At 36.4% G+C, this 20,120-nt stretch carries 22 protein-coding genes; 17 read left to right on the top strand and 5 right to left on the bottom strand.

Features of this window, described 5'->3' with window-relative positions; genetic code table 11:
- Nucleotides 1-36 precede the first annotated feature (36 nt).
- Genes G601_RS0103670 through G601_RS0103660 form a run of 3 tightly spaced genes read right to left on the bottom strand, consistent with a single transcriptional unit; the run spans nucleotide 37 to nucleotide 933 of the window.
- Nucleotides 37-333 (bottom strand): hypothetical protein, encoded by a 297-nt coding sequence (locus G601_RS0103670; protein WP_026493010.1) that lies wholly within the window; start codon nucleotides 331-333, stop codon nucleotides 37-39.
- Nucleotide 334: 1 nt separating this feature from the next.
- Nucleotides 335-658, bottom strand: a complete 324-nt coding sequence (locus G601_RS0103665) for a hypothetical protein (protein ID WP_026664503.1) — start codon at nucleotides 656-658, stop codon at nucleotides 335-337.
- Nucleotides 658-933, bottom strand: a complete 276-nt coding sequence (locus G601_RS0103660; protein WP_026664502.1) for a hypothetical protein — start codon at nucleotides 931-933, stop codon at nucleotides 658-660. The genes G601_RS0103665 and G601_RS0103660 overlap by 1 nt, the downstream gene beginning before the upstream one ends.
- Nucleotides 934-1,570: 637 nt before the next feature.
- Here G601_RS0103660 and G601_RS0103655 point away from each other — a divergent pair.
- The 9 genes from G601_RS0103655 to G601_RS21785 all read left to right on the top strand — a co-directional run bounded on the left by G601_RS0103655 (nucleotide 1,571) and on the right by G601_RS21785 (nucleotide 11,405).
- A complete protein-coding gene (locus G601_RS0103655) occupies nucleotides 1,571-2,377 on the top strand; it encodes a ParA family protein (RefSeq protein ID WP_026664501.1) in 807 nt (268 codons plus the stop codon).
- Nucleotides 2,370-2,759, top strand: coding sequence for a hypothetical protein (locus G601_RS0103650; RefSeq protein ID WP_026493014.1), 390 nt, complete (start codon nucleotides 2,370-2,372; stop codon nucleotides 2,757-2,759). The genes G601_RS0103655 and G601_RS0103650 overlap by 8 nt, the downstream gene beginning before the upstream one ends.
- An 873-nt stretch (nucleotides 2,760-3,632) precedes the next feature.
- Complete coding sequence (locus tag G601_RS0103645) at nucleotides 3,633-4,973, top strand: replication initiation protein (protein WP_026664500.1); 1,341 nt, start codon at nucleotides 3,633-3,635, stop codon at nucleotides 4,971-4,973.
- 1,567 nt (nucleotides 4,974-6,540) lie between these two features.
- Nucleotides 6,541-7,365, top strand: coding sequence for a DUF5688 family protein (locus G601_RS0103635; protein ID WP_026664498.1), 825 nt, complete (start codon nucleotides 6,541-6,543; stop codon nucleotides 7,363-7,365).
- A gap of 64 nt (nucleotides 7,366-7,429) precedes the next feature.
- Nucleotides 7,430-7,765, top strand: a complete 336-nt coding sequence (locus G601_RS21790) for a hypothetical protein (protein WP_035790237.1) — start codon at nucleotides 7,430-7,432, stop codon at nucleotides 7,763-7,765.
- 451 nt (nucleotides 7,766-8,216) lie between these two features.
- Entirely contained in the window at nucleotides 8,217-8,846 is a 630-nt protein-coding gene (locus G601_RS0103620; protein ID WP_026664497.1) for a DNA-directed RNA polymerase subunit alpha C-terminal domain-containing protein, read from the top strand.
- A 26-nt stretch (nucleotides 8,847-8,872) separates the two neighbouring features.
- Entirely contained in the window at nucleotides 8,873-9,613 is a 741-nt protein-coding gene (locus G601_RS0103615; RefSeq protein ID WP_026664496.1) for a hypothetical protein, read from the top strand.
- 442 nt (nucleotides 9,614-10,055) lie between these two features.
- Entirely contained in the window at nucleotides 10,056-10,811 is a 756-nt protein-coding gene (locus tag G601_RS0103610) for a metal-dependent hydrolase (RefSeq protein ID WP_026664495.1), read from the top strand.
- 174 nt (nucleotides 10,812-10,985) lie between these two features.
- Nucleotides 10,986-11,405, top strand: a complete 420-nt coding sequence (locus tag G601_RS21785; RefSeq protein WP_035786966.1) for a helix-turn-helix domain-containing protein — start codon at nucleotides 10,986-10,988, stop codon at nucleotides 11,403-11,405.
- Between the two features lie 87 nt (nucleotides 11,406-11,492).
- Here G601_RS21785 and G601_RS0103600 read toward each other — a convergent pair whose 3' ends face one another.
- Complete coding sequence (locus tag G601_RS0103600) at nucleotides 11,493-13,151, bottom strand: leucine-rich repeat protein (protein WP_081673367.1); 1,659 nt, start codon at nucleotides 13,149-13,151, stop codon at nucleotides 11,493-11,495.
- Nucleotides 13,152-13,340: 189 nt separating this feature from the next.
- Nucleotides 13,341-13,694: an IS110 family transposase gene (locus G601_RS27295; protein ID WP_255346153.1), complete on the bottom strand. Its 354-nt coding sequence runs from the start codon at nucleotides 13,692-13,694 to the stop codon at nucleotides 13,341-13,343.
- A gap of 226 nt (nucleotides 13,695-13,920) precedes the next feature.
- Here G601_RS27295 and G601_RS21780 point away from each other — a divergent pair, with 226 nt between their 5' ends.
- The 8 genes from G601_RS21780 to G601_RS0103555 all read left to right on the top strand — a co-directional run bounded on the left by G601_RS21780 (nucleotide 13,921) and on the right by G601_RS0103555 (nucleotide 20,084).
- Entirely contained in the window at nucleotides 13,921-14,736 is an 816-nt protein-coding gene (locus G601_RS21780; RefSeq protein ID WP_051201081.1) for an ADP-ribosylglycohydrolase family protein, read from the top strand.
- 163 nt (nucleotides 14,737-14,899) lie between these two features.
- Nucleotides 14,900-15,454 carry a tetratricopeptide repeat protein gene (locus G601_RS0103585; RefSeq protein WP_196812591.1) on the top strand — a complete coding sequence of 185 codons (555 nt, stop codon included), beginning with the start codon at nucleotides 14,900-14,902 and terminating at the stop codon, nucleotides 15,452-15,454.
- A gap of 305 nt (nucleotides 15,455-15,759) precedes the next feature.
- The gene (locus G601_RS0103580; RefSeq protein ID WP_026664492.1) at nucleotides 15,760-16,986 is read left to right on the top strand and encodes a transglutaminase domain-containing protein; all 1,227 of its coding nucleotides are present in this window, start codon (nucleotides 15,760-15,762) and stop codon (nucleotides 16,984-16,986) included.
- Between the two features lie 3 nt (nucleotides 16,987-16,989).
- The gene (locus G601_RS0103575; RefSeq protein WP_026664491.1) at nucleotides 16,990-17,202 is read left to right on the top strand and encodes a leucine-rich repeat protein; all 213 of its coding nucleotides are present in this window, start codon (nucleotides 16,990-16,992) and stop codon (nucleotides 17,200-17,202) included.
- 132 nt (nucleotides 17,203-17,334) lie between these two features.
- Nucleotides 17,335-17,490, top strand: a complete 156-nt coding sequence (locus G601_RS26010; protein WP_155829588.1) for a hypothetical protein — start codon at nucleotides 17,335-17,337, stop codon at nucleotides 17,488-17,490.
- Entirely contained in the window at nucleotides 17,487-17,999 is a 513-nt protein-coding gene (locus G601_RS21775; RefSeq protein WP_051201082.1) for a YfcE family phosphodiesterase, read from the top strand. Before G601_RS26010 ends, G601_RS21775 begins: the two co-directional genes overlap by 4 nt.
- 110 nt (nucleotides 18,000-18,109) lie before the next feature.
- Nucleotides 18,110-18,475 (top strand): hypothetical protein, encoded by a 366-nt coding sequence (locus G601_RS0103560; protein ID WP_026492981.1) that lies wholly within the window; start codon nucleotides 18,110-18,112, stop codon nucleotides 18,473-18,475.
- Nucleotides 18,476-18,821: 346 nt separating this feature from the next.
- Nucleotides 18,822-20,084 (top strand): hypothetical protein, encoded by a 1,263-nt coding sequence (locus G601_RS0103555; RefSeq protein ID WP_026664490.1) that lies wholly within the window; start codon nucleotides 18,822-18,824, stop codon nucleotides 20,082-20,084.
- Nucleotides 20,085-20,120 lie beyond the last annotated feature (36 nt).

The following is a 20,120-nucleotide window of genomic DNA, read 5'->3' as shown; positions in this document are numbered from 1 at the left end:
ACCATTCTGTTCTGCTATTACAATCGAAAAACATATTTATAAATCACTAATCGATTCATAAATATACTCATTCAGTACGTATATCTGCCCCACTCCCCATAATATCCCTTTAAGGACCAGATCTATGATCACACCTGCTAGTATGGTCATCAGGGCTGACTTCGTACTGACTGTTGGACTTATAAGAAATACTAGACCACATAATGCGAAAAATCCGGCTATCAGATATGCAATAACTCCATATATTCCTGATAGAAATTCAAATGCTGTATACAGTATTTTGATCAATAGATATATAGGCATATAAAGGACTTTTAACAGTATTCCTATCATGTCATTTCTCCTTTGTATAATTATATGTTTTGCCCGCTATATCGATGGATATATCTTCTCCATCAACATACATTGTTCCCGTCATTACGAGTATCTTGTCAATCTGGACCTTATATGTTCCGTCTCCATTTTTTTCCCAGGTACCTAACCCAGTTGATCCGTCATGGGCAATTTCTTCAATCTTTCCGTCTGCACTAAACTCGATGGTATTCCCATTCTTATCTACATATTTGCCTGTTATTGTGCTTTTCCCGGGACTTCCACATCCTGCAGCCATAGCACATATGAGTAGAAATATACTTATAGCTCTTCTTACTCTATTCATCACGCATTCACCTCCTGGAGTTCTGAAAGCCTGCTGTAATCAACTTCTAGCTGCTCCATCTCGTCCATCTTATAAGAATACTCTCTGAGTGCTGACCTGACTGGCTCATCAAAACCTACTTCTTCCAGTCCTCTGATAATTTCACCAGCACCCATTCCCATCATATGAGCCATAAATATTCCAGATTTCAGGCAGGTAACGTACTCATCATCATAATGATTTTCTGTTTTTATCTTGCGCATGGTTTTTTTGAATATATTATTTTTTTTACTCATTTTCTGTACACTCCTTCTGTTATTTTGAAAGATTATTTGTGTTGAAGGATTTGTACATTTTTCTCTGCTTAAAGCATATCTATTTCTACGTTAGATTTACTGATAATATATTTGATTGCGTTTATGAAGTCAACAATATATAGATAATTTCTTGTTCATGCTTTTTAATCTTTTTAGAATGCCAAATGCGTATATTTAAATATTTTTCATTATATTAGATTGTATAATACAAGCACTAATACAAATAACTAATATATATTCTATTATTTATTTGTATTAGATTAATATATTATATAATACATAAGTATTATGTATTATAATATATAATAGTGATATGTATTATACTATATATTAGTAATATACATTATATTATATATTACTATCTCTCTTATATATTACACTTATATCATAGTATTATATATGACATATATATTATATATTATGTATTAGTCTTATATATTATATATTCTATTATACTATATATTATATTACTCTATTATATCATATGCTATATTATATATTTGTATTATTTATGATATTATGCTATTATATTATATATAGCTATTAGTTCAACTATTAGTTATTCTATTATATTTTTGTATTACATTTTTATAATATATTTTTATAGGAGATTATCATGGCAATAAAAATAGCGATTGCAAATCAAAAGGGCGGGGTAGGGAAAACAACTACAGCAATAAATCTGGCAGATGCACTAAGCCATTTTCAATACAAGGTCCTTTTCATAGATCTGGATCCCCAGCATAATTCTACCAGCACATATGGAGCAGAAATTGATGGTGTTAACACAATAGTAGATGTATTAAAAAAAGACTGTACAGCCAAAGAAGCAGTACAGACAACCCCACTCGGAGACATCATTGCTGGCGACGGTCTACTTGCAATTGAAGAAAATACTTTTAATGCAAAGAAAGCAAGAGAAGGACTTTTAAAAAAACAGATTGCTGAATTAGATGATGAGTATGATTTTATAATTATGGATACTCCTCCGAATCTTGGAATATACATGATCAATGCCTTAACTGCAGCTGATGGCTGTATCATCCCGATCAAGGCAGAACAATATGCAGTAGATGGTCTTTCACTATTGATTGATACAGTCAATGAAGTAATAGAAGTTTTAAATGAAGACTTGAAAATATATGGTGTACTAATGACTTCATATGATTCTCGCAACAGCCTGGATGTAGGTATAAGAGAAGTACTTCCTGAAGTCGGTGCTCAAAAAGGATTCAAGACGTTTGACACCCAGATCAGAATAAGCCAGGACGTAAAGAAAGCTCAGGCTATAAGGAATACATACGATGATGAGGGTAATGTTATTGTAGCCAACAGATCATTATTTGAGAATTTCAAAAATAGTAATGCAGCTATAGACTATGTTAAATTCACAAAAGAATTATTGGAGGTAATCAATGGCTAAAAATACTGTGAAAACAAGCGCACTCGACATGTTCAGTGAAACAAAGCCCGTTCTAAAGAACAGAACTGCACAGATAAAGGCAGAAACTCCTAAGCAGCCTGTGCAAACATCTAAATCATCACCCAAGGATAGTAAGAATGAGACAGAAGCGAAAATAGAAACATCTTCTCCGGTTACTGCTGAAACAAATGCTTCTAATGAGGTTGAAAATAAACTTAGTGGAATAAGTTTGAAAATGTCAAAAGCTAAAGTTGAAAAGAAAAGCAGAGGGCGTAGTTTCTATCTGAGTGATAATATTTATGAAAGATTAGCAAATCAGGCTAAAAAGAATAACGTATCTATTTCAGAATTTTTAGAATATATATTAAAACAGGTATTATAATAAAGTTATCCACAACCAAATTTTACGGTTTTTATTGCTATAAATAATATATATAAAAGGTAGAGTCAACAACATAAAAATTAATTTGTTTGTTTAGGAGGTCCTGCAATCCAGACAGATACTGCATTTGCGGATTTTAAAACGTAGAAATTGGTTGTTAATCTCGTAGAAATTGGTTGTATATCACGTAGTCATTGGATTAATTTAGCGGTAATTTTGGTTTTTTGCATTAAATAATGCATCCAAAATTACCGTTTTTATATGACATTTCTTACGTATTCATATTAAAAGCGTAGAAATTGGCTTATGCAAAAGGTCTGAATAATCCGATCCAGTAAATTTTGGTTACAGTGATATAGAAATAAACCATTTTCTACGGAAATATGTAGAATCATTGCTATTTTACGTAGAGATTGGCGTATGAATACATCCAATTTCTACGGATTTATTAGCCATAAATGAAAAATGAGAATATGATACACCAAAAATACCGGGATAAGAGTGCATGACCATGCAAGTCAACAAAAACAGGATTTATTAAAGCCGCATATTTACTGGGGTTATTGTTTCCGAGAAATGGAAAAAGACAATAAATCTGCATACACCAATTTTTACGGTTTTAGCCATTATCACGTAGGGATTGGTGCATTTCTTTATAAGCTATGAACCATTTTCTACGTAGTTTCAGAATGGATATACATATTTCCAAAGGCGGTATAAATGGTGGGGTTAATAAACCATTATCTACGGATTATTATGTATTTCCGTAATAATTGGTGTTAATTTACACACCATTTACTACGGATTAATATTGACATGACCGTAGAAAATGGTTTAACCTAATATTAAATCCGTAGAGATTGGAGTATAATAATGAGCAATAAAGCAAATGAGCCTTTATATAGCCTTAGTTTTGTGAAATCCAACGAGATGATTTCAGCAAAATACAAATCATCTCTATTGGAAAATCAGGTAATGGCTATAGCATTGACCAGGATAGAAGTGAATAATGAAGATAAGGAATCTCCTTTAGAGGCGCGTCTTTATCCAAGAGAACTTAAGAAACTTGTAAGTGATGAACGTCATATTTACAGGGACCTTAAAGCATTATCCAAATCTATAACAGGGCATACTATGTTTCTTGAAGATGGTAAGGGGAACTTTAAAGCTTTTTCTGTAGTTCCTAATGCCACATATAAGGATGGCGTTTTCATCATCAAATTCAATAATGAGCTTAAAGAGCATATACTGGGACTTGAGAAAAACTTTACTACTCTGGAATTATCCGTAATGACAGATTTCACCAAAAACTCATCTTTCAGAATATATGAACTTTTAAAGAAAGATATTTATAAGAGTAAACCTGAAGTAAACGGTGGAAGAGTAGATGTCTTATATAATATCTCGGAATTCAGATTCATGATAGGACTTGCAAACGGCGATGATCCAGCTGTATCTAAAGAAATGGCGCGAATGGGGTCTCATATAGACTGGGATGTGCTATACAGCAAGCTTGATAAAAAGGACCGGAAATACGATGAATGGTATGAACTCCAGAGAAATGTTCTTAAGCCAGCCCAGCAGGAACTTGAAGAAAAAAGTGATATAAGGTTTGAGTATGAAGGTCTTAGGAACGGAAGACGAACATCTGAAATAATGTTCAGAATTTATAGAAATAAACCATCTACTTCAGTAATAACCAAAAAGAAGGTTATAGAAAGCCAGGAATCTTTCAGGCAGCTCGAAATGCCTTACGATCTGGAACAGTATAAGCCTTTATACGATGAATATGTTGGACATAATGATCTCACTAAAGAAGATATTGACATGCTTTTGAAGAAAGCGGATTTTAATGCAAATAAAGTTCGTGACGCAATTGCACTTGCTGATAAGCAGGGATACATAAACAATTATGTGGGATGGCTAATAAAATGTATTACAGATGATTATACCCATACTGAAGTTCTTGAGGGCAGTTCTGAGGATGCTGCAAGAATTAAAGAGATCATGAAGCAGTATGAAGAAGGTAAAAAATCTGGAGAGATACAGAGGGCTGCATGGGAAAGGGTTCAGTCAAACGAGGATTTCCCTGATTTTACTAATATGCTTGAGACGAATGGTGTCACACTGGAACTGGTCCTTTCTATTTACAAACTTGATGAAGTGCTCCAGATGTATGCAGACTGGAAAGTAAACAGACCAATAAAATTCTAATAGAACTTTCTAATACAAAGTATAATACATATATATATTATATTTATGTATTATATTATCTAATATATTACTTGAGCTAGGATTAATGTGGATCTTAGCGTATAATATTGATAGTCCTTAAAATTTTATTTTGGGATTAATGTGCTTGCTCCAGGGGATCTTCCCCTGGAGTTTTTTTGAAAATGCAGGCACGGTCCGTGATAATATAAGCGTGCCTTTGAATTAATTGGGAAACCCCATAGCACCCTTACCCGTTTCCCAAACCCTTCCCGGCATATTTTTCATAGAATTTCGGTATATCATTGCGTTGCTATAATAATATAGTTGAAGATCTTACTTTGCATAGATAATCTTTGTGGCATGATTCTTTTTATGAATCAAATCCCATACGTTTTCGCAGCTTTGGGGCTATGAAATTAAATAAAAGTATAACCGCAAAAAAGATAGTAAAATCAATCAGCTTTTCGCTGAAGATAATAGAGTGCTGAAAAAGGATGGAAAGTGCTGCATCAAATAGTAAAAATGCAACTGATTGTCCAAAGCTTTTAAATATGATATTCATGTCATTATTCCTTTATGAAGTTTATAGTTGCTGACATCGTCTTTAAAGTATGCCGGAGTCTATTATAAGCTTTTTACGGTTATCGCAGAAGTAGGAATCTATAGTTAAATTTCTCTGCTTAATTCTATTGTTGAAATCTTTCTGATAGCGTTAATCCGGTCCATGTTTCCTTTACATTATCAACTTCTTTTCATGCAAGCCATCATTCGTCACTGGCTAGAGCTCCTTTATTCATTTTTTTATTACAATACGTAAATCGATGTTCATGTACTTTAAGGATTTTTATCCTTTTTTGTTTTTGGCGGTCATATGATGCTTTTCGAGGAAAACATATTCTGGGATTTTGTTTTTTCGAGCTGATATCAGATATTTTGGATTTATATTTTCATCCTGTTTAAAGAATGTTATGTGATGAGGTTTTACATTGTTTGATGGTATTGATCTGTTTTGTTAATTTGCTAACTTACGTAGTCTAAGGGTACCATTCCGAGCAGCTTCGCAGGTCTGCCCGAGCTCCCAGACCACATGCTGCTGACTGCCTCCGAGGCAGTCTGAAAGATACAGCAAGAAATGAATGATTAAGTCCCCTCCTCGAACGGGTTCCCAAGGGAACCCCCTCTTATTTTGTGCGGATTTTTCAGGCCAGTTTTCCCTTTCATGTATAAATGCACTTTCATCGTTCCTCGCTCATCGGGCTTGCTGATGTGCATCGTAACAGAGGCATATCTGTCTTCAAGGGCTGCCCTACGGCGTCTCGTTCCTTGTTCCTTGAATCCATCTATGTCTCTGTTCCTGAAGATGCACGCAAACCCGAGAGATGAGCGAGGAACTCAGAAAGCACATTTATAAACACATGAAAGGAAAAAACAGGCATGAAAAATATCGCACAAAATAAGGAGCGCTCCCCTCCAGAATAAGTTCCGAATCTTGAAAGCACATTATAAGGCTCTCGTCAGCCTAGAAACCAAATAAAATTCAATTCAGTTTAATGGAGGACTTTAAAACATGATTACTAAAAATATGATTATTGAGGAACTTGAAAACAGAGGTTTTGTTGTAGATACCAAGATTGTAGTCAAGAACGGAATCGAGAAGAATGCAATCATAGTCAAGAGGGAAGAGGATGACAGAGTTGAGCCTACAGTATATGCAGAGGATATTATCCGCTCATCTTATGAGAACGATATGAGCCTTGAAGAGGTTATTGGCGGAATAGTTGAAATAGTAAGCAGAGAGTTCACTTTTGATATTAACAAACTTATGGACTCCGATTATTTCATGGAGCATGGTAGAGTTGGCATACAGAAAGAGGGAACAGAAGCCTTGGTAAAGCGCCACACACAGTTTGAGGGAATAGAGGAATATCTTTACATGACAGATGAATACAACGGAGAGAGCATTTCTATCAAGGTAACACCGAAAATGCTTGAAATGTGGGATATTTCAGAGGACGAAGCCTTTAACATGGCAGAGGACAATACAAGCAAGGAAACGACTATTAAATCAATGGCAGAGGTAATCAGCAATATGATGGGAATAGAATTAGCTGATGATATGAACCCCTTGGAGCAGATGTATGTAATCTCAAATAAGAGCAACATAAAGGGAGCAAGCGCAATCCTTGATACCAAGGCAATAGGAGAACTTGCGGAGAGGTTTAACGTTCATGAGTTTGTTCTGCTTCCTAGCAGTATCCATGAATGTATATTAGTTCCCAAGCTTGAGGGCATGACCATGAACGACTTTGAGAATATGGTAAAAGAAGTCAATGCAACAACTGTAAGCGCCGAGGATAAGCTGATTGACAGAGCGTATCTTATGACAGCCTAAAATATAGATTTTTAAGAAGTGGGGAAGAGCCGAAAGGCTTTTCCCTACGGAAAGGAAGGGCACAGTGAAGAACGAGGATATAATTTTTTCAAACCGGATAGAGTTGATGAAAAAAGGAGTCATAGGAAAGACCGGAAAACTTATTCCGGTTGAGGATGAACAGGGAAACAAAAAATTCATAGAAGAACCGGAGCAGATCCACACTTATGCAGAGTGGAAAAGGAGAGGTTTTACTGTAAGGCATGGAGAAAAAGCCGTTTCTCAGTTTCCAATATGGAAAAGGAGCAACAAGGCAAATGAAGAAAGGAGTGATGCAAGTGGCAACATGTTTATGAAAAAGGCTTTTTTCTTTAAGCAGTCCCAGGTAGAACCTACCGAGGAAATTGCAGCAGTCGGATAATGGAACAAAAAAGCAGTCAGAGCAGGGAATTATCACAGAAAACCTTTTGGTCACTGGCTGCTTTTTCCGCTGGGGGAGCCGAACCTGCCCTTTCCCCCAGACCCCCTTCCCCAAAAAGAGATTTGAACGGTGGACGTGAAAATTTAGCCGTTCAAATCTCTTTTATACGGGCGGCGCGGGAAACGGGATAATTAAGAGCGCCGCCCGAATTTATTGGACACCCCCCGACACCCCAGGCCTTAAAAAGAATGATGGCCTGCGCCCGGTTTCCAAACCTTCCCCAGCAGCGCCTTTAAGGCTTGAAAAAATGCGAAACATGATTGTTTCAGAACGTAAATTTAGACCTTTTCTACGTGCAGGATCTCATTTATAACAATGATTTTATTATAAAAAATCTTCTAGTATCTCTTATAATATTCTTAAAGCATTCACCAGTCTCGAAAGGATATCTATGAAGAATAAACTACAAAGTGTATATCCATTTCCGCTGAATTTCTATAGGGAGCTTTGTCTTGAAATGGATCTTGAAATGCCTGACTCCATGACAGAAGACGAAGAAAAAGGTATAGCATATATCATAGATGCTATTAAATATGATGAATACATGAGTATATTGCTGGAACATCTCCAATATGGCAGGACCTTTAAGAATATTGCAAAGGACAGGGGATATTCATACAGAAAAGCATCCGCTGTACTAAAAAAGGATCTAGAGAGACTTGTTAATTCTTATTATATCGGTCTGATATTTGGCTATGAAAAGTTTATCAAAACTACATCTGTAAAGGATTTGCGGTTATCAAAGCGTTCTATGCTGGCGCTTATTCGTAACAATATAAATACGCTGGCTGACATTAGAGCTATAGGGTGTGCAAAGCTAAAAGCTCTGCGGTTTATTGGGGATGAGTCATATAATGAAATAATCTTTAAAACATGGTTTTTGTGGGATTCGGAGAGACAAGTCAAGCTCAGTGCACGTTACAAAGATAATATCAAAGCTATTTTGACTGAAAAAGGCTGGAAAGCGAAAGAGATCAGGTCATTCATTGAAAAAATAGAAGATGGATGTTGTGATGTGTAATCAACGATTGTGAAGGGGGATAAGCTATGACTTATCAGGAAGTAGTACAACTGGCAAAAACTGATATTGCATCCAGGACTGATTATGGAAACAAGAAGATCACTTATGTGCCTTGTCCGCTTTGGGAAAACGGGAATCAAATTAATCTATGGACATATTGGCAGGGGCATCAGTTAAAGGATTTAGGCACAAAAAGAGTTGATGTATTACTAGTGGGGCAGGACTGGGGAAATCTTGATAATAATCCTGAAGTGCGCAAAAGTATTGAGGACATTCAAGCAGGTAAAAAGAACAGTTTTTATTATGTAAAAGACAACCCGACAGACAAGATGCTGATTAAGCTATTTCAAGTATTTGGGGATGATATTAAGATCATGACTCCTGATCCCGGAATGCGTCTGTTTTTCACTAACTATTCCTTAGGTTATAGAGAAGGACATCAGACAGGAGACATGACAAAAGGTCTCATGAAAAAGGATAAGGAATTATTTGAAGATCTTGTGTTAGTACTAAATCCGCGAATTATCATATGTTTAGGCAAAATAACTTATGAGATGGTTTCAGGACATCCCGTAAAAGGATTTGTTAAACAGTTACAAACTGGTGAACCGTTTAAAACTACATTTCCACTTAATTCAGATATTACTGTATATGGCGTTGCTCATCCAGGATCATGGGGACAAGCAAATATTGGCAGTAAAGAAATAATGATTCTGGCCTGGGAAAAAATCGCAAGAGATTATAATATTGCATTCCTGGAAAAATGAATAACACATAAAAAATGTTTCCTGCAGAATTAATATAGAATGAGCTTTGATATGTGGATATTATTAAATGATTTAATGTAAGAGAAATAGAAGAGAACTATGAGAAAAAATATCATAAAAAAAGAACTCATAAAGCAGTATATATGATGGATCTTTTTTAGACGTAAGAAGATCACAATATAAATATAACTAAACAGAGGATCACATTTATTGACGATGATATCATAAAGACAGCTGAAGAAACAATATGCAGAAATGATATAGGATCATTTGCAGTTCTGAAGAGCACAGATTCGATAATACATATTCGGGCTCCTTTTTTATGTGATAGTGATATTGGGAAATTAGCAAATGATGGGTTCAAATGCATAAATGAATTATGTAAACCGAAATAATATAGGACCAATGTGAACAATAATGACAGAGGGGTTATAAAAATCATATGATGGGATATACACATTCTATAATTGGATCCACAGGAGCTTTGGCTATAGCCATGGCAAATGGTGCCTCTGATCCGAAAACTTATGTTACAGCAGTAGTTGCTGGAGCACTAGGTGGTGTCATAATAGATATCGATACAAAAGATAATAAAACCAATCCTAAAGTTACTGATGCAGGAAGGACTCGACTAGCTACTCTTGGAGTTTTGCTTATCGGATTAACCCTGGACTTTTTTTATGGTAATGGGATTGTATACAAGATTACTGAAGGTAGCTCAACTGTCATTGGTGGGATAATAATTTTCCTCTTGATTCTAATAATAGGTTATAAATCAGAGCATAGAACATTTACACATTCTCTTCTTTTTATCATTCTTACAGGTGCTTGTGTAATTAATGTGATTCCTGAAGCTGGAGAATATTATCTGATTGGTGGAATTCTCCATCTGGCATTAGATGCATTGAATTATCCGTTTAACCATCATGGAATATGGTTATTATATCCAATAAAGAAAGGCAAAGGGTTGGCATTAGGATGGTGCAAATCAGCCAGAAAGGCTAATAAGGCATTATACTTTATGGGACTAATATTTTTTCTCATGGGTTCAATTTATTACTTTACATGTATTCAAGATATCAGATCGTTAATAGTTCCACTTCTGACATGTATTTATACAGTTATCAGTACCCAGATTGTAAGAATCAGGTCTGAAAGGGAGCAACGTCACATCATGCATATGCGTGGAGAGATATAAGCCTTTTTCTGGGCGGAGCTTGTTAGAATGATAGTAGTTCTAAATGGATATAAATTAATCTTAACTATTCGTTATATAAATCAACGTATTGTAAATAAAAAGCATCTTCTATAGATGGTAGCATAAAAATGATAAAAACAGTCTGTAAGTATTTTTGTACAGAAAGGGATAGAAATGGAAGATAAAAAATCATTATCACAGAATTGTGGAATCAGATGCCGCCAAATAAGGATGTCAAAAGGTATAAGTCAGCAGGAGTTAGCTGATAAAATGCATGTTACGGCTGCGGCTATTTCAAAATGGGAAAAAGAGGGTATTTCTAATATTGATGTGATTTCTGAGCTATCAAATATTCTTGGACAGGATATTACTGCAGATCAGATTGATCAGGAAGGTTCTATTGGAGAAATTGGCAAAGAAATTTTAACTCTTTTGGTCAAATGTAATGGCTATCAAGACTATTCTGATTTATGTAGTAATATGTATGGGATTCTCCGCGAAAGGTGCAAGGTTTTTGAAACAATAGTAATGATTTCCTTGCATCTATTATCTCACGGATTGCCCGCAAAGTCAGTAAATATCAGTGGTTATTAATTGTTGAGCACGCACTAAATTATTAAAGGCTGCCACTAGTGTGACAGCCTTTCTGAGTATATCTATTAGGCAAAGAAATGCTATTGATTAAAATTTCTTATATGCATATGTTGTTTTGCCAGAAACACCCGACTTAGCAATAAGCTTTTTATATTTCTTTAACTTATTCTTATACCTTACTAGTACTTTCATGTCTTTGTTCGTGCCAGAAAATGAATTTTTGTAAGTAGTCCTTAGACGGCGGGATCTGATCTTTATTGTTTTCAGATTTTTGCATCCTTGGAACGCAGCTTTTCCGATGACTTCGACATTTTCTCCGATGGTTATTTCTGTTAACTTTGTATTTCCCTTAAATGCCTTAGGAGATACACCTGTTACTTTATATGTGATTCCATCTATTGTCATCTCATCTCCGGTGTGGAATTTCTTGTCCTTCTTAGAGAAGCCTGTCAAATAGATTTCCTTATCACCTACAACCTTATAATTCCTGTTTGCAACATTAAAGGTTTCGCCTATCTGTTTCTGGCGGGGGCCCTGAACGGTAGTATTTTTAGTGTCTCCGAAACTTCGACTTCCAGAACCTGGAGTCTGGTCTTTATCAGCACTACCATCGCCTACAGGTGTGTCATCATGTGATTCGTTGTCACTGTTGTCTGCTTCTGTAGTCTCTTCCCCTTCCGTAGGATTGATCATCTGAGGATGCAAATCTATAACATATTTATTCTCATCAAAACAGTTATATGAGAATCTGTATATATCATCGCTGCCTTGAAGGTGATATTCAAATCTGGTCTGTGTCATATATGGTCCACGTGATATACCGGAATTAGGAAGTTCTCCTTCATAATTAGAATATACATAGGTCATTTCTCCATTTTGTACTTTATATGGAGTCGGTCCATAATCATCTAATAACTTAAAGTGGAACCACATCTTATGATCATCGTATTTATAATTGCGGTTTTCTATGCTCATACCATCGTATTTGAACTTATTGCCCCAAGAAACAGAGTCAAGGTCAAGATAAATATATGAGTAGCAAACAGCTTCAGTAATAACAAATCCTGCGGTATCATTCAGATCAAAAACAAGATCGAACCCGTCTGACGTAAGATTCTCAACTCTGGGATTGGAAATTGTAGGAGAAATAAGTTTCTGATAATGAGCGACATAAAGTCTCATCGTACCATTATAAGGACCTACATTGGGCTCTTTGCTTCTGTTAAGAGGACCTGCAAATGTAGCCCAATCTCTTATGTTACCATTTTTTCCGGTAACATAGACTTTTCCAGAAGAATCTATCTTTGTTACTATCATGGTGTGTGGATATTTATCGTTATCTGCACGCTGCCAGAATACTGCATCGCCTACGGATATCTTTCCAGCATTTGCGCCATTAGCGTATACATAATTACCAGTGCATTCAAGCTGATAAGACGTAAAACTGTCAAATGCTATGAGTTCCCTGTAAAGGGTTCCAACATAAGTACTACCACTAATAGGTAAGCCACCACCCTGTTTCATGCACTTAGTGACAAACTCAGCACACTGTACACTGTCAGGCAGAGAATTGTAGTTACTATATGCATACTGCATGGCTGCTTCAGCATTATACTCTACATTGTTTGGAACATATGGTTCAGCGGAGAACCCACCTGCAGAGACAGGTATTGCTGGCCCAAATAGGCATATGATTAACGATAGTGAAACAAAATAAGAAAAAATTCGTGACAATTTAGTCCCCATAAAAACTCCTCCCTAGAAACTATTTCTTACAACATTTGAGATTATAAGTCCCGATTATTAAAGAATCAAATGTTCATTACATTTAGAATTTTCTAATAATTGATAAAACTACAGAAATAATATCTCTATTATGCGCAGTTATTTACACATCTTAGATTTTCACTAAATTTTCTCACTATTTTGTAATGACTATGTCATCGTTGATTTCACTATATTGAGAAAGTTTTTCTTCATCCTGGTACTTTTCCAATTTGTATGGTTGATATTTACTGACTTTAAAAGCAATGCTAAGGCTGTAGCTCCGAATTTATCGGAGAACACCTTCTCCTGTGTGAAAGAAGAATACTTCTTGAACAACACGTTCATGAAACGCTGCTTTTCCTTGGTCAGGTTTTGAACAGTGACATAACGTGCGCGTGTGAGGTTTTGGAGAGCTTTGTAGCGATAGTCATCCAGATACACCTCTTTGTTGATTCTTCCAAAACGCAGGCAGTCCGCAATGATAAAGGAGTCCACGTAATCGTTCTTAAGGTTATTATGAATGCCCGGATCTTAGTGAATGGGATGAAATTACGGATATTATTTTAGAAGAAATAAAAGTTCATAATTCAGAAAAAACGTTTGAGGATGATTTCTGATATCAAAGACATGAAAAAGGTATAGTGACTGAAAAGGATTTGTACAAAATAATGGACATCACTTTTGGTATTGTAATAGTATCAGAAAGCAATGTATTTTCTTGGAATTACAGGAAGGAGAACATGCATATATGTATGGAGCAATTTTAGGAGATATGATAGGCGCCCCTTATGAATTTGACCGTGGCGATAAAACTAAGGATTTTGAGCTATTTGATAAAAGAAAATGGATAAGATACACAGATGATTCAGCCATGACACTTGCTGTAGCTAAAGCCATTATGTGTGCCGGGGAATATGCTGAAGAACTGGCGATGAAAAGTGCGCTCATATCCTGCATGCAGGATATAGGTAGCCGGTATGCTCAGGGTGAGTATGGCGGAAAATTTGCGATATGGTTAAGAACAGAAAATCCACAGCCATATGGCAGCTGGGGAAATGGCGCAGCTATGAGGGTTTCTTCAGTTGGATGGTTCTTTGACTCAGAAGAACGTACTCGTGAGGTTGCAAGATGGACTGCAGAAATATCACATAATCATCCTGAGGGAATTAAAGGTGCAGAATCCGTTGCTACTGCGATATATATGTTACGGAATGGGATGAGTAAAGAGGAAGTTAAGAGCTTTATAAATAAGGAATTTGGCTATGATTTTTCCCGGACCTGTGATGAGATAAGACCGGCTTATCATCATGTTGAAAGCTGCCAGGAAACAGTTCCGGAGGCATTGACAGCATTTTTTGAAGGAACTGATTTTGAAGACTGTATCAGGAATGCCGTTTCACTCGGTGGGGACTGCGATACACTGACATGCATTACAGGGAGTCTTGCAGAAGCATATTATGGGGTTCCGGAAGCATTTAAGAAAGAATGCGAAGCTCGCTTACCGGATGAGTTTCTGGATATAGTGAATCAAATCTATTGCAGGCTGGGACGCTCAAATATATGAGAGAGCAGGCACGATTAAGTCATAGGAGATTACCAGATGTGCTATGAAGATAAATGTATTGAAAGCCTTATTACGGCTGCAGATGCAGGGGATATAAGTGCTATGCAGGATTTTGTTGTGGAAACACTGAGTTCTGACGAATGGGATGATAATCCTGAAATAATTGAGAAAAGAAATGAATACTCTTGCCAGAGAAGGCAAACCGGAAGGTTTCATCTTTCTTGGGGATATTTTTTTACAGGGTATAAGCGTTGAAAAAGATGTAGATAAGGCAATCGATTATTACGAGCTGGCTGCGAATTGTGGTGAAACATTTGGCTATGAGGTCATAGCAGAAATGTATATCAAAGGTGAAGATGTTCCCCTAAATTATGAGAAAGCTTATGAACTGCTAGATAAATCTTCTGAGGTTAACCATGGTGAGTTACGTTCTGATTCAGGGTACTACTTCATGGGGGAGATGTATTTCTTTGGTCTTGGTGTAACAAAAGACTGGAATAAGGCAAAGAAGTATTATAAGAAGATCATCAGAAAATATAGTAATACAGGCAGTGACTATTACTGGAAGGCATGCGCAAGACTTGCAAGTATCTATGAATCAGTCAACGATCCGGATTATAAAGCATATGCAGAGAAATTGAAGAACGTTGTAGGGAAGTGTACCGAAGGGATGATAGATGAGCAAATTCTGGATTCACTGGGGAGATACGATCGGTAATGGGAAATAGAAAAACTAAAGAAAATCATTGATGCTTCAAATTATATATGAACGAAAATAATACTATCACATTTGCTAACTGAAATTTACTGTAAAATTTTCTACACTTTGAAATAATTTATTAAGTTTTACATGTATTAATTGAATAAATCCTTTACAAGCACAATCATATATAGTATATTATGTGCTGCTGCGCTTATTTTTATGATTTATTACATATAGCCCAACTTTATTATTGTAAACATTAATTAACCGCATGATTTATATATAGCGGTAAGGTCATTAAGCACTAAGAGGGAAAGGAAATGTTGAAGAAAAGTATTATTACGGCAGTAGGTGCGCTCTTTGCGGTTCTCACTATAGGAAATCCTATAAAGGCAGAGGCGATGGCAAATGGAAGAACATGGAGTACCTACATTACGCAGACTGGATATTTTTACGAGCAGTTAGACCCCAAATTAAAGAAGGCGTATCGTGCATACACAGAACTGATGGTTGAGCGCAGAGTGCGGTTCGTCACTTATTTTGACATTAATGCAAGGCTCGGCATAACTGATGATAGTGAAAAGGTGACAGAAGATGAGCAGCATGTCGTTGAAGCCGCATTGGGATATGACCATCCTGCAATAATAACAAGGATCAATGATTCTCATACACAGCTTGAACTCAATACTGATTGCATGAATGAAGTATTGAGCCAAGCAGCAGAAGTGGTGTCATCTTTTGGGGGGATGGAAAAGAATGAAAAGGTGAAGGGTTTTCATGATTATCTTGTCACTCATATTACATATAGTAAAACTGCCTCTCATGCATCAGATGCGTATGGAGCTCTGATTGGTGGAAAGTGCCTCTGCGTGGGATATGCTGATGCATTTAATCTTCTTTGCAATATGGCGGATATTGAGTGTGTTAAACAGGATGGCATGGCGCTTGAAAGGCATGTTTGGAATATTGTTCAGCTGCAAGATGGTGAATGGTATGAGGTTGATTGTACCTGGGATGACTGGGGGGATGACTCACCTGTTTTGTATGACTATTATCTAAAAAATAGAGCCTACATGAACGCACATAATCATGTGCATTATGAACGTGAGGAGACAGATCCTTATGGGTGTTATTACTGCATTACACCTCCGGTGGCAAATGGAACAAAGTATGAGTATAAACCGATATCCACACCAAATGATGCAATTGGCAATGATTCGGAAAATACTAATGGACAGACATCTTCGGCAGATTCGTCTAATAACGCTACTTATAATAATCAGCAGGCCGCAGATAACAATGCTGTGGCTCAAAATAGCAACGTACCCGACGATAAATCCGAAAAGAATATTGTAAGTGGCAAAGTATATGCTGCTGAATCCGGCGAGGATGTGACTGTAAGCGGTAGTGAAGCTTGCATTGTAAAAGGCAGTGGTAGCAGAATTCCTTCATATGTGACTGTAGATGGGCACAGCTATGAGGTTACTGAAATTGGTGATGAAGCTTACAGCGACAACAAGGATATCAAGAGCGTTACAATTCCATAGAACGTGAAAAAAATCGGTCGCAAAGCGTTTGCTGACTGCACAAATCTCCGCAAGGTCAAGTTTGTGGGAAAGAAAGTAAAGAAGATCGGAAAGAAAGCTTTTTGGAACATAGATAAGAAAGCAACCGTAAAGATCCCCAAAAAGGTCTATGATAAGTATGTAAAGCTCATTAAAAAGAGCAAGCCCACTAAGGGAATGAAGTATAAGAAGAAATAAGGCAAAGAGCAGATTTTAAAATATTATAGAGGCCAGGCCGTGCTATGGAAATCCATGGCATTGTCTGGTCTCGCCAATTAATATGCCATACCATATAATTAGAAAGAGTAATATACAGGTAGGAGTAATATCGTGGCAAGAGAACTGACTGATGAAGAAAAGAAAGCATATGACCAAATGCTGGAAGGTGCAAAACAGCTAAACATCTTCGGAGAAGAAGAGGCGCTTGATGCAAAGGATTTTATCATTTATCCATCAGATTATAATGAAGCGGAGATATCGTTATGAACAAAAAAATACTAGTAATATCAGATTCACATGGATATCCGGGATTTGCAAAAAAAGCCATTGAAAAGGAATCTCCCTTTGATTTTCTTGTTCACTGCGGTGATATCCAGGATTCTATTTCCTCCATAACAGGAGATGATCCATCCTATGAAGTAAAGATAGTCCGCGGCAACTGTGACTTTGGAAACAGTCTTCCACTTAACGAGGAATTCAAGGCTGGCTTCATAAACGTATGGGTAACACATGGAAATGCCTACAATGTTAAATATGAGGAAAGCCTTAAGACCTTAAAAGAGGCTGCTAAATCAAGATGTGCTGATCTTGTCCTCTTTGGTCACAGCCACTTTGCAGAGATTGTGAAGGACAAAGAAAATAATATCACTCTTGTAAACCCTGGAAGCATCTGCTATCCCCAGGTTACAGGTGATAAGGCTACATATGCAGTTATTACTGTTACTGATGATTACGAGATAATACCGGAGATCAAGGAAATAGAAGAACCCTTATAACCCAAAGCACCGCCACCGGGATCCTGCCAATGCAATGTGCTAAAAACGGCACATTGTTTTTTTTATATTATTTCTGAAAATAATATGATCGGCTTTTAGGGAGTTTTTTTATGAACGAGTTAGAGAATACAAAGAATATCATTGAGAGAAAGTATTATTTTGTAATTTTCGATGCTATAACCAAGTATCTTCGGGAAAATCCTGAAGAATTCTGGTTTGATGGAGATTATTGTTATCAGTATTGGTATGAGCTTGGGTTATGTGATTACAAGATTGTTGAGCTATACTCTGTAATGGATCAGGGAACAAAAATGATGGAAATAGTAGTAGAGGCTAGTATCGAGGTTTTTGATATGTTCGATATTGGATTGAACCGCAATATAACTGAGAAATTACGTATAGGAGCTAACATTGATTTCTGGTATGAGAACTTTGAAGTTGTATATAAGGCAAATTTCAAATTCAGAAAAGGATAACCTGTTAGCTGAGTTAAAAGGCACGTATCGAAAGATGCGTGTCTTTTTTGGAGGAAAGGAAGTTAGAGCACATCTGAATGAAAAAGAGGGATATATAAAAATATTACAATTATAAATTATTGCAAATTCATCGTTTCAATATGATTGCGTTTAAAATGTGAAAAAACTGTGTCCTTGCTGAATCTAAGATGTAAACGAAATTATAAACATTTTATAAACTTTATTAAACCGCATAAAACAAGTGTTTGAGCGCCTTGACAAATTTGGGGGGGTGATAGAATGAAAAATGTCACGAGGAAACGGTTACGTAAAACCGTATATTCATTCTTATGAAGGAGGGTCTCTTATGAAGGGATTAAAACGTTTTGGCGCAATGGCAATGGCTGCTGCGCTCACAGTTACTTTGGTTGTACCTGTTAATGTAAATGCAGCGGTTTATAGTGGTTCAGAGGTATATGATATAGACCGCACAGGAACATCTACTATTGATGAAAACGACAAAGTATCGCACAAAATTACATCTGAAACATATAAAAACAGAATTACTGGTGCTTCATGGGCAACTACTACTGAAGATGAAGATGCTGAGTGGAAAGCTCAGAATTACTTTAAAGAAATAAAGAAGGCTACTATAGGAACCGACGAATATGTTACTTGGCATTTCGAAGGAAATCCGGGAGAGAAAGTTGAGAGCGTTAAAATCAAGAGTGGAAAAGATGTAATTACTATAAAGAAATGCGGAAGCAGTGAAAAAGATGCTTATCCTACTTATGATGAGAACACAAAGCAAGCTTTCTTTAGAAACTATGATGGTTCAAGAGATGTTGTAGGAACTTATGATTCATGGGCTGATTTCTATAAAGCATACAAGTCACTTAAACGTACAAGATATGCTATGGAATATCGCATTTTCGGCAAGAAACCTGGAACAGCAAAGTTACAATACAAATTAGGTGGCAAGAAGCACAAGATTACAATTACTGTGTCTGACGACGCCAGAGCAATCCAGTCTGTTACTTATGCCGGAAAGAGACTTGATGAAACACGCGATAAGGACAGAAAGGGAAATAATGGTAATATTCTTGAGTCCCAGACAAATAATAAGGAAGGGATCAATTATGTTACCAAAAAGTCAGGAAAGATTAGTGTTAAGTTAGGAAAGGACTATAAGTTTGTAAAAGCTTTCTATGTAAAGGGCACTCCCTATGGCACTAAGAACATCAATATAGATAATTCCGATGAATATCGTATTGATAAAACTACAGGAAGCAGGATTAGAAGAAATCCTACAACCGGAATAGATCTTAACGGTGATGGAGATACTCTGGATCAGATTTATGGCATTGAAGAGAAGGATTTTAACGCAAATACTGTTACATTTGTAAAGAATAACAAGAAGATCAAACTTGATAAGATCCCTGATCAGGAAAAGACAGATATTACTAATACATCTGGTCCTGTTGGCGGAACTCAGTACACACAGGTTAGAAAGGAAGAATCAAAAGACAACATGGCTACAACAACTTTGTATGTTGTATACAAGAGCAAGGTTACAAAGACATATGGAATAAGATCATACAATATTACTTACAGAACAAGCAAAAAGTAATTAGTAATAATGTAAGTCTTATGTCCGGCCTGCATC

Source organism: Butyrivibrio sp. FC2001 (assembly GCF_000424125.1).
Classification (GTDB): Bacteria; Bacillota; Clostridia; order Lachnospirales; family Lachnospiraceae; genus Butyrivibrio.
The sequence above is the reverse complement of the archived record's forward strand: the minus strand, read 5'-3'. Positions and strand labels throughout refer to the sequence as shown.

Excerpts from the sequence above, each read along its gene's own strand:
- G601_RS0103670 (WP_026493010.1), bottom strand. The coding sequence starts at position 333 with ATGATAGGAATACTGTTAAAAGTCCTTTATATGCCTATATATCTATTG.
- G601_RS0103665 (WP_026664503.1), bottom strand. The coding sequence starts at position 658 with ATGAATAGAGTAAGAAGAGCTATAAGTATATTTCTACTCATATGTGCT.
- G601_RS0103660 (WP_026664502.1), bottom strand. The coding sequence starts at position 933 with ATGAGTAAAAAAAATAATATATTCAAAAAAACCATGCGCAAGATAAAA.
- G601_RS0103655 (WP_026664501.1), top strand. The coding sequence starts at position 1,571 with ATGGCAATAAAAATAGCGATTGCAAATCAAAAGGGCGGGGTAGGGAAA.
- G601_RS0103650 (WP_026493014.1), top strand. The coding sequence starts at position 2,370 with ATGGCTAAAAATACTGTGAAAACAAGCGCACTCGACATGTTCAGTGAA.
- G601_RS0103645 (WP_026664500.1), top strand. The coding sequence starts at position 3,633 with ATGAGCAATAAAGCAAATGAGCCTTTATATAGCCTTAGTTTTGTGAAA.
- G601_RS0103635 (WP_026664498.1), top strand. The coding sequence starts at position 6,541 with ATGATTACTAAAAATATGATTATTGAGGAACTTGAAAACAGAGGTTTT.
- G601_RS0103620 (WP_026664497.1), top strand. The coding sequence starts at position 8,217 with ATGAAGAATAAACTACAAAGTGTATATCCATTTCCGCTGAATTTCTAT.
- G601_RS0103615 (WP_026664496.1), top strand. The coding sequence starts at position 8,873 with ATGACTTATCAGGAAGTAGTACAACTGGCAAAAACTGATATTGCATCC.
- G601_RS0103610 (WP_026664495.1), top strand. The coding sequence starts at position 10,056 with ATGATGGGATATACACATTCTATAATTGGATCCACAGGAGCTTTGGCT.
- G601_RS21785 (WP_035786966.1), top strand. The coding sequence starts at position 10,986 with ATGGAAGATAAAAAATCATTATCACAGAATTGTGGAATCAGATGCCGC.
- G601_RS0103600 (WP_081673367.1), bottom strand. The coding sequence starts at position 13,151 with ATGGGGACTAAATTGTCACGAATTTTTTCTTATTTTGTTTCACTATCG.
- G601_RS21780 (WP_051201081.1), top strand. The coding sequence starts at position 13,921 with ATGTATGGAGCAATTTTAGGAGATATGATAGGCGCCCCTTATGAATTT.
- G601_RS0103580 (WP_026664492.1), top strand. The coding sequence starts at position 15,760 with ATGTTGAAGAAAAGTATTATTACGGCAGTAGGTGCGCTCTTTGCGGTT.
- G601_RS21775 (WP_051201082.1), top strand. The coding sequence starts at position 17,487 with ATGAACAAAAAAATACTAGTAATATCAGATTCACATGGATATCCGGGA.
- G601_RS0103560 (WP_026492981.1), top strand. The coding sequence starts at position 18,110 with ATGAACGAGTTAGAGAATACAAAGAATATCATTGAGAGAAAGTATTAT.
- G601_RS0103555 (WP_026664490.1), top strand. The coding sequence starts at position 18,822 with ATGAAGGGATTAAAACGTTTTGGCGCAATGGCAATGGCTGCTGCGCTC.